General features: G+C 60.8%; 8 protein-coding genes. 3 read left to right on the forward strand and 5 right to left on the reverse strand.

Annotated features, from left to right (window positions below; all coding sequences use genetic code 11):
• Positions 1-38 precede the first annotated feature (38 nt).
• From VF672_RS16740 to VF672_RS16760, 5 genes are all read right to left on the reverse strand, one after another.
• Positions 39-575: a DUF3299 domain-containing protein gene (locus tag VF672_RS16740; protein ID WP_331105677.1), complete on the reverse strand. Its 537-nt coding sequence runs from the start codon at positions 573-575 to the stop codon at positions 39-41.
• A 77-nt stretch (positions 576-652) separates the two neighbouring features.
• Complete coding sequence (locus VF672_RS16745; protein ID WP_037016790.1) at positions 653-898, reverse strand: GlsB/YeaQ/YmgE family stress response membrane protein; 246 nt, start codon at positions 896-898, stop codon at positions 653-655.
• Positions 899-1,062: 164 nt separating this feature from the next.
• Entirely contained in the window at positions 1,063-2,145 is a 1,083-nt protein-coding gene (locus VF672_RS16750; RefSeq protein WP_331105678.1) for a 5-(carboxyamino)imidazole ribonucleotide synthase, read from the reverse strand.
• 7 nt (positions 2,146-2,152) lie between these two features.
• Positions 2,153-2,644 carry a 5-(carboxyamino)imidazole ribonucleotide mutase gene (purE, locus tag VF672_RS16755; RefSeq protein WP_074885928.1) on the reverse strand — a complete coding sequence of 164 codons (492 nt, stop codon included), beginning with the start codon at positions 2,642-2,644 and terminating at the stop codon, positions 2,153-2,155.
• A 210-nt stretch (positions 2,645-2,854) separates the two neighbouring features.
• Complete coding sequence (locus tag VF672_RS16760; RefSeq protein WP_331105679.1) at positions 2,855-3,766, reverse strand: LysR substrate-binding domain-containing protein; 912 nt, start codon at positions 3,764-3,766, stop codon at positions 2,855-2,857.
• A gap of 210 nt (positions 3,767-3,976) precedes the next feature.
• On the opposite strand from VF672_RS16760, the gene VF672_RS16765 reads away from it, so the two are divergent.
• The 3 genes from VF672_RS16765 (at position 3,977) to VF672_RS16775 (ending at position 8,091) form a co-directional block, all read left to right on the forward strand.
• Positions 3,977-5,401: an aspartate ammonia-lyase gene (locus VF672_RS16765; RefSeq protein ID WP_331105680.1), complete on the forward strand. Its 1,425-nt coding sequence runs from the start codon at positions 3,977-3,979 to the stop codon at positions 5,399-5,401.
• A gap of 200 nt (positions 5,402-5,601) precedes the next feature.
• Positions 5,602-7,056, forward strand: a complete 1,455-nt coding sequence (locus VF672_RS16770) for an alanine/glycine:cation symporter family protein (protein WP_331105681.1) — start codon at positions 5,602-5,604, stop codon at positions 7,054-7,056.
• Positions 7,057-7,086: 30 nt separating this feature from the next.
• Positions 7,087-8,091 (forward strand): asparaginase, encoded by a 1,005-nt coding sequence (locus tag VF672_RS16775; RefSeq protein ID WP_331105682.1) that lies wholly within the window; start codon positions 7,087-7,089, stop codon positions 8,089-8,091.
• Positions 8,092-8,318 lie beyond the last annotated feature (227 nt).

Genomic DNA, 8,318 nt, shown 5'->3' on the forward strand with positions numbered 1-8,318 from the left:
CGAGTCGGATCCATCGAATCTGCGCCCTGTCCCAATCCCTACAAATCCGCCTCAACCACCACACGCACTTTCGAAGCGTCCAGCGCATACGCGGCGTCGGCGAGGTCGTTGCTCACCTTCTCAACCTTCAACGTGCCGATGACCCACAACGGCGTGTAGATGTCGGCGATCTTCAGACCTTTTGGATAGCGCACCAGCACCAGTTGATTCGGCGGCGGTGGGGGCACGTGGATGCAGGCGCCCGGGTACGGGACGAGGAAGAACAGCGTGCTGTGGCCCTTGGCGTCGGTTTCCAGCGGTACCGGATAGCCACCGAGGCGGATGGTTTTGTCGTTCATCGACGCGACGGTTTTGGTGGAGTACATGACCGCAGGCAAGCCCTTGCTTTGCTTCAAACCACCCTTGCTGTCGAACGTCCCCTGGCCTTCCGGCGAGTTGTGATCGATTTCAGGCATGGCTTCGAGGGCTTTTTGATCCGACTTGGGCATCAGTTCGAGCCAGTCGGTTTCGGGTAATTCAGCGGCGCGTACCAGTCCGCAGACCAGCAGCAGTGAAACGAAGAGGAGATAACGCATTGGAATGCTCGGCTGGAAATTGAATGCCGCGCATTCTAGCCCTCCGCGCCGCAATAGCGCAGAGGGCCAGGGCTTGCTTAACGCTTTTTAATCATGCCGTAGATCACGAGCAGGATAATTGCGCCGACCAGCGCACCGAGGAAACCTGCACCCTCGCCCGCGCGGTAGATACCCAGCGCCTGACCACCATAAGTGGCGGCCAGCGAGCCGCAGATACCGAGCAGGATGGTCATGATCCAGCCCATGCTGTCGTCACCTGGCTTCAGAAAGCGAGCCAGCAGGCCAACGATGAGGCCGATGAAGATGGTTCCGATGATTCCCATGCCATGTCCCTCTCTTTGAATGAATATGCCAACAGCCTAGCTGGCTGTTGGCAGCACGCTATGAGAGGGGCGGGGCTAACGAATGGTTCAACGGGATATACATGGGGTGGTGCCGGATATGGTTTTCCGGCGTCAGACGCCCATGAAACACTGCACAGCGCTAATCAGTTTTTGATCAATGCTTCTACCTGTTTAACCTGACGATCCAGGGTCGCGCGGTCGTTGCTGCGCACGGTGGCGTGGCCGACCTTGCGCCCGGCCTTGAAGGCCTTGCCGTAGTGATGGAGATGGCAATCTTCGATGGCGATAACCTGGCCCACAGCAGGCACTTCACCGATAAAGTTGAGCATCGCGCTTTCACCGACCTTGGCCGTCGAACCCAGCGGCAGCCCGGCAACCGCACGCAGATGGTTCTCGAATTGACTGCACTCGGCGCCTTCGGTGGTCCAGTGGCCTGAGTTGTGAACGCGCGGAGCAATCTCGTTGGCTTTCAAACCGCCGTCGACCTCGAAGAACTCAAACGCCAGCACGCCTACGTAATCCAGCTGCTTGAGCACGCGCCCGGCGTAATCTTCGGCCAGCGCCTGCAGCGGGTGATCGGTGCTGGCGATGGACAGACGCAGAATGCCGCTGTCGTGGGTGTTGTGGACCAGGGGATAAAAGCGGGTCTCGCCATCGCGGGCCCGTACGGCGATCAAGGAAACCTCGCCGGTGAACGGGACAAAACCTTCCAGGAGGCACGGCACGCTGCCAAGCTCGGCGAAGGTGTCGACAACGTCATCGGCGGTGCGCAGGACCTTCTGGCCCTTGCCGTCGTAACCCAGCGTACGGGTCTTCAGGACAGCGGGCAGGCCGATGCTGGCGACTGCGGCATCAAGATCCGCCTGTGACTGGATGTCGGCGAACGCAGGCGTCGGGATACCGAGGTCCTTGAACATGCTCTTTTCAAACCAGCGATCACGGGCGATGCGCAGTGCTTCGGCACTCGGGTAAACCGGCACGAACTGCGACAGAAAGGCGACGGTTTCAGCCGGCACGCTTTCGAATTCAAAGGTCACCAGATCGACCTCATCCGCCAACTGGCGCAGGTGATCCTGGTCGCCGTAATCGGCACGCAGATGCTCGCCCAACGCAGCGGCGCAGGCGTCCGGTGCGGGGTCGAGAAAGGCGAAGTTCATCCCCAGCGGAGTGCCCGCCAGTGCCAACATGCGACCCAACTGGCCGCCACCGATTACGCCGATCTTCATGAAAACCTCAGGCCTCGCGTGGGTCTGGATTGTCCAGAACGCTGTCTGTCTGCTCAGCGCGGAATTTCTTCAGCACTGCGTGAAAGTGTGGGTGCTTGGCGCCCAGGATGCTGGCTGACAAAAGCGCGGCGTTGATTGCACCTGCCTTGCCAATGGCCAGCGTCGCGACCGGAATGCCAGCGGGCATCTGCACGATGGAGAGCAGCGAATCGACGCCCGACAGCATGGAAGACTGAACCGGGACACCCAGCACGGGCAGATGAGTCTTGGCCGCGCACATGCCAGGCAAGTGAGCGGCGCCACCGGCACCGGCGATAATCACCTCGATGCCACGGCCTTCGGCTTCTTCGGCGTACTTGAACAGCAGATCGGGCGTGCGGTGCGCCGAAACCACTTTGACTTCGTACGGAATGCCGAGCTTTTCAAGCATATCGGCGGTGTGGCTAAGGGTGGACCAATCGGACTTGGAGCCCATGATCACGCCAACCAGTGCGCTCATCGTCGTGCCTCTCATCGTGCGCCCGCAGGCGCGGCTAAAAACAACAAGCCACGCGGGAGAACCGGCGTGGCTTGTCGTACAAATTATGACCAGTCCAACCGGCCGAAGGCCGCGGAGTATACCGCAAAGAGTCTCGTTTGACAGACTGCCGGCGACCTCCCGTCAGCCAATCAATCAGGCCACGGAAGCCCGGATTTACTGACTCCGAGGTCAGGCGGCCGGCGAAGTGCCACCGGCTTCAAGCTTGCGCCACAACAGCCGCACATTGGCCTTGCGAACCAACGCGCAGCGGTACAGCCGAATCTCCAGCGGGACATGCCATTGGGGGCCTCCGCAGATCACCAGTTCCCCGCGTTCAAGCTCCGCTGTCACGCTCAGCCGGGGTACCCAGGCAATGCCCAGCCCTTGCAGCGCCATGCCCTTGAGGCTGTCGGCCATGGCCGTTTCGTAAATGGTCGTGAAACGCACGCTGCGTTGACGCAACAGCAGATTCACCGAGCGACCCAGAAACGCACCCGCGCTGTACGCCAGCAGCGGCACGCTGTGCTCCCCTTCCAGATCGAACAGCGGCCGACCCTCTTCGTCCGTTGAGCAGACTGGCAGCATTTCGGTCACGCCCAGATGCAGCGACGGGAAGATTTCTGCATCCATCTGCAGCGCGGCATCAGGGTCGTAGAACGCCAGCATCAGGTCGCAGCCACCTTCACGGAGCGCGTGCACAGCGTCGCCGACGTTGGTGGCGACCAACCGGGTGGCGATGTTCAGCCCTTCGTTGCGCAACTGCGCGATCCAGCGAGGGAAAAAGCTCAACGCAAGCGAGTGGGCCGCGGCGATCTGCATGACCTCGCCCTGCCCGCTTTCCAGATGGTGCAGATGACGCAGCACTTCACCGAGCTGGTCAACCACGGTTCGCGCCGTGACCAGGAACAACTGCCCTGCCGCCGTCAGCTCGATCGGCGTGCGCGAGCGATTGACCAGCGTCAGCCCCAGCGCCGCCTCGAGGCTGCGAATGCGCCGGCTGAAGGCGGGTTGCGTGACAAACCGGCGTTCGGCCGCTTGGGAAAAGCTACGGGTAGCCGCCAGGGCGCTGAAGTCTTCCAGCCATTTGCTTTCCAGGTTCATCGTGACTCCAGCGGGAAATTTCACATTGTGGATCGCGCAAGCGCAGCGTTCATACCTGTTTCATACGCGCGTAGCAATCCCGTCGTCACGTCAACATTATGCCGTTTGTGCATAGGGCAGCGTTTAACAGCATTGGTCCGGAATTAGCCACAAGCCTAGTATCAAGGGCGTTCCGGCTTAGTCCGTGCCCATCTTGAGACTTTCTCTATCATGTCCTCCGCTGCATCATTTCGCATCGAAAAAGACCTGCTTGGCGTTCTCGAAGTCCCCGTTGAAGCTTATTACGGCATCCAGACCCTGCGCGCAGTGCACAACTTCCGTCTGTCTGGCGTTCCGCTTTCGCATTACCCCAAGCTGGTAGTGGCGCTGGCGATGGTCAAGCAGGCGGCAGCGGATGCAAACCATCAGTTGGGCCACTTGAGCACCGAGAAGCATGCGGGCATCAGCGAAGCCTGCGCACGACTGATTCGCGGTGATTTCCACGATCAGTTCGTCGTCGACATGATTCAGGGCGGTGCCGGCACGTCCACCAACATGAACGCCAACGAAGTCATCGCCAACATCGCGCTTGAAGCCATGGGCCATGCCAAGGGCGAATACAAATACCTGCACCCGAACAACGACGTGAACATGGCGCAGTCCACCAACGACGCCTACCCGACCGCCATTCGCCTGGGTTTGCTGTTGGGTCACGATGCGTTGCTCGCCAGCCTCGACAGCCTGATTCAGGCGTTCGCCGCCAAAGGTCACGAATTCAACCACGTGTTGAAAATGGGCCGTACCCAACTGCAAGACGCCGTGCCGATGACCCTGGGTCAGGAATTCCGCGCCTTCGCCACCACCCTGACGGAAGACCTCAACCGCTTGCGCAGTCTGGCGCCTGAGCTGCTGACCGAAGTCAACCTAGGTGGCACCGCCATCGGTACCGGCATCAACGCCGATCCTGGCTATCAGCACCTGGCCGTGCAGCGTTTGGCGACGATCAGCGGCCAGCCGCTGGTGCCGGCTGCCGACCTGATCGAAGCGACGTCGGACATGGGCGCATTCGTGCTGTTCTCCGGCATGCTCAAACGCACCGCGGTCAAGCTGTCGAAGATCTGCAACGACCTGCGCCTGCTCTCCAGCGGCCCGCGTACCGGCATCAACGAGATCAATCTTCCTGCCCGCCAGCCGGGCAGCTCGATCATGCCGGGCAAGGTCAATCCGGTGATTCCGGAGGCGGTAAACATGTGCGCCTTCGAGATCATGGGCAACGACCTCGCGCTGACCATCGCGGCCGAAGGCGGCCAATTGCAGCTGAACGTGATGGAGCCCCTGATCGCCTACAAGATCTTCGACTCGATTCGCCTGCTTCAGCGCGCCATGGACATGCTGCGCGAGCACTGCATCGTCGGCATCACCGCCAACGAAGTGCGCTGCCGTGAACTGGTCGAGCACTCCATCGGCCTCGTCACCGCACTGAATCCCTACATCGGTTATGAAAACGCCACCCGTATTGCCCGCGTCGCCCTTGAAACCGGCCGTGGCGTACTGGAACTGGTGCGCGAAGAAGGCTTGCTCGATGACGTCATGCTGGCGGACATCCTGAGACCCGAGAACATGATTGCGCCGCGACTGGTGCCCTTGAAGGCTTGATCGTCCGGCCCCGACGTTACCTGCAACACGATCACCAGGCTGAGGGTCTAGACACCCCTCACCCTTTTGAGGGCCGGAAGCACGCGCTTCCAGGCCCTTTTTTTTGCCCGGCGACATATGGGCTTGAAGCAAACCGGATAAAGACTCCAATAACGCGCACCGGTATAGTGCGCACCCTCTAAGAAAGCGAGGAAACACCAATGCTTGAAGTCATCAACGACTTCCTCTCGGGAAAACTGCTGATCGTGCTCATTGTGGGGCTCGGTGGATATTTCACGATTCGCTCGCGTTTCGTTCAGTTCCGTCACTTCTTTCACATGTTCGCGGTGTTTCGCGACAGCCTGCGCAGCAGCTCGGGCCAGTTGAGTTCATTCCAGGCGTTGATGCTGAGTCTGGCAGGCCGCGTCGGTGCCGGTAACATCGCAGGCGTCGGCATCGCGGTGACCCTGGGCGGGCCCGGCGCCGTGTTCTGGATGTGGGTCACCGCGCTGGTCGGCATGGCGAGCAGCTTTTTCGAGTGCTCCCTTGGCCAGCTGTACAAACGCTGCGACGCCGAAGGCCAATACCGCGGCGGCCCGTCGTATTACATTCAGCACGGCCTGGGCAAACGCTGGCTGGGCATGATCATGGCCGTGTTGCTCCTGGTGACCTTCGGCTTTGCCTTCAACGGCCTGCAATCCCACGCCGTGACCCACTCCCTCAACGACGCGTTCAAGATCTCGCCGAGCTACGCAGGCGTCGGTCTGGCGATTTTGCTGGGTCTGGTTTTTGTCGGTGGCATCAAGCGCATCGCTGCAGTCGCCGACCTGCTGGTACCGATCAAGACGCTGGTCTACATCGCTGTCACGCTGTATGTCATTGGCGTGCAGTTCGAGCACGTTCCGCACATGCTGATGACCATCGTCAAAAGCGCGTTCGGGATGGATGAAGTGTTCGGTGGCCTGATCGGCAGCGCCATTGTCATGGGCGTCAAACGTGGCGTCTTCGCCAACGAAGCCGGGCTGGGCAGCGCGCCAAACGTGGCAGCAGTCGCTCAGGTCGAGCACCCGGTTGCACAGGGCGTGGTTCAGGCGTTCAGTGTGTTCCTCGACACCTTCGTCATCTGCACCTGCACCGCTTTGCTGATCCTGCTCTCCGGCTTCTACACGCCCGGCTTCGAAGGTGACGGCATTGCCCTGACGCAGAACTCGCTCGCTGCCGTCGTCGGCGACTGGGGCAAACTGTTCATCAGCGTGGCGCTGGCGCTGTTCGTGTTTACGTCGATTCTCTACAACTACTACCTGGGCGAAAACAGCCTGCGCTTCCTGTTGGGTGAGAACCGCAAGGCGATCATTGGCTATCGCGTTCTGGTCCTTGCGCTCATCTTGTGGGGCGCGGTCGAGGATCTCGGGACTGTGTTCGCCTTCGCCGATATCACCATGACGCTGCTGGCCTTCGTCAACCTGATCGCGCTGGCGATGCTGTTCAAAATCGCCCTGCGCGTGCTGAAGGATTACGATGCCCAGCGTAAAGCCGGCATCAAAACGCCGGTTTTCGATTCCAGCCAGTTCCCCGATCTGGACCTGGACCTAAAAGCCTGGCCCAAGCCTGGTGCTGCGCAGCCTGCGGCCACCACGGCGAAGGTCAGCGGCAAACCCGTCACAAACGCGCCTTGATCATTTGAACGTCGGGAAAGGGAGACAGGCATGAACCGCGAGAAACCCTCATCAGCCCGCCAGGTCATGGTGCTGTATACCGGTGGCACCATCGGCATGCAGGCCAGCGAAAACGGGCTCGCACCCGCTTCCGGCTTTGAAGCCCGAATGGCTGAGCAACTGGCTGCACTGCCCGAAATGGTGGTGCCGCAGTGGTCGTTCCGCGAAATGTCTCCCTTGATCGACAGCGCCAACATGACGCCCGCCTATTGGCAGCGCTTGCGTGAGGCGGTGGTCGATGCGATTGATGCCGGCAATTGCGACGCCGTGCTGATCCTGCATGGCACCGACACCCTGGCCTACAGCGCAGCGGCCATGAGCTTTCAACTGTTGGGGCTTGATGCGCCGGTGGTCTTCACAGGCTCCATGTTGCCGGCGGGCGTGGCGGACAGCGACGCCTGGGAAAACGTTAACGGCGCTTTGCAGGCGCTTGGCCAAGGGCTTCCCTGGGGCGTGCATTTGTACTTCCACGGCGAACTGCTCGAACCGACGCGCTGCGCAAAAGTTCGCAGCTTCGGCCGCAACCCTTTCGCGGCGCTTAATCGTGCCCGGGGCGGTGAGTCCGCATCGGTGTTGCCAACGGCGCTGGATTATCGCCAGCCTAAAGATCTAGCCAATGTCGCGGTGCTGCCACTTTTCCCCGGTATCGGCGCGGCCCAGTTGGACGGATTGATCGACAGCGGTATTCAGGGCCTCGTCCTGGAGTGCTTCGGCAACGGAACAGGGCCCAGCGACAACCCCGACTTCATCGCCAGCCTGCAACGGGCGCATGAACAAGGCATCGTGGTGGTGGCGATTACCCAGTGCCATGAAGGCGGAGTCGAGCTGGACGTGTATGAGGCTGGAAGTCGGCTGCGGGGTGTCGGCGTGCTGTCCGGCGGCGGCATGACCCGCGAAGCCGCATTCGGCAAGCTGCACGCCCTGCTCGGCGCCGGTCTGGATGGGCATGAAGTAAGGAGGCTGGTGGAGCTGGATGTGTGCGGCGAGTTGCGTTAAGCGCATAGCGCCGCTCAGATGGTGGTTTGCACGTCTTTTCAGCATCCCCTAAGGCACACAGCCATGTGGGAGCGAGCTTGATCGCGAACCGCTCTCTGGATCGAGCGGCACCGGTCTCTCCCACATTCCAACCCTCAGGGATAAGCGACCTCCACCGGCCGCTTTTCCATCGCATCCTGCAGCATCGAATTCAGGTTGCCGGAGATGTTTTCGCACAGCGCTTTCAT

Source organism: Pseudomonas sp. (genome assembly GCF_036387035.1).
Taxonomy (GTDB): domain Bacteria; phylum Pseudomonadota; class Gammaproteobacteria; order Pseudomonadales; family Pseudomonadaceae; genus Aquipseudomonas.

Coding starts and splice junctions, on each gene's coding strand:
- VF672_RS16740 (WP_331105677.1), bottom strand. CDS start 575: ATGCGTTATCTCCTCTTCGTTTCACTGCTGCTGGTCTGCGGACTGGTA.
- VF672_RS16745 (WP_037016790.1), bottom strand. CDS start 898: ATGGGAATCATCGGAACCATCTTCATCGGCCTCATCGTTGGCCTGCTG.
- VF672_RS16750 (WP_331105678.1), bottom strand. CDS start 2,145: ATGAAGATCGGCGTAATCGGTGGCGGCCAGTTGGGTCGCATGTTGGCA.
- purE (WP_074885928.1), bottom strand. CDS start 2,644: ATGAGCGCACTGGTTGGCGTGATCATGGGCTCCAAGTCCGATTGGTCC.
- VF672_RS16760 (WP_331105679.1), bottom strand. CDS start 3,766: ATGAACCTGGAAAGCAAATGGCTGGAAGACTTCAGCGCCCTGGCGGCT.
- VF672_RS16765 (WP_331105680.1), top strand. CDS start 3,977: ATGTCCTCCGCTGCATCATTTCGCATCGAAAAAGACCTGCTTGGCGTT.
- VF672_RS16770 (WP_331105681.1), top strand. CDS start 5,602: ATGCTTGAAGTCATCAACGACTTCCTCTCGGGAAAACTGCTGATCGTG.
- VF672_RS16775 (WP_331105682.1), top strand. CDS start 7,087: ATGAACCGCGAGAAACCCTCATCAGCCCGCCAGGTCATGGTGCTGTAT.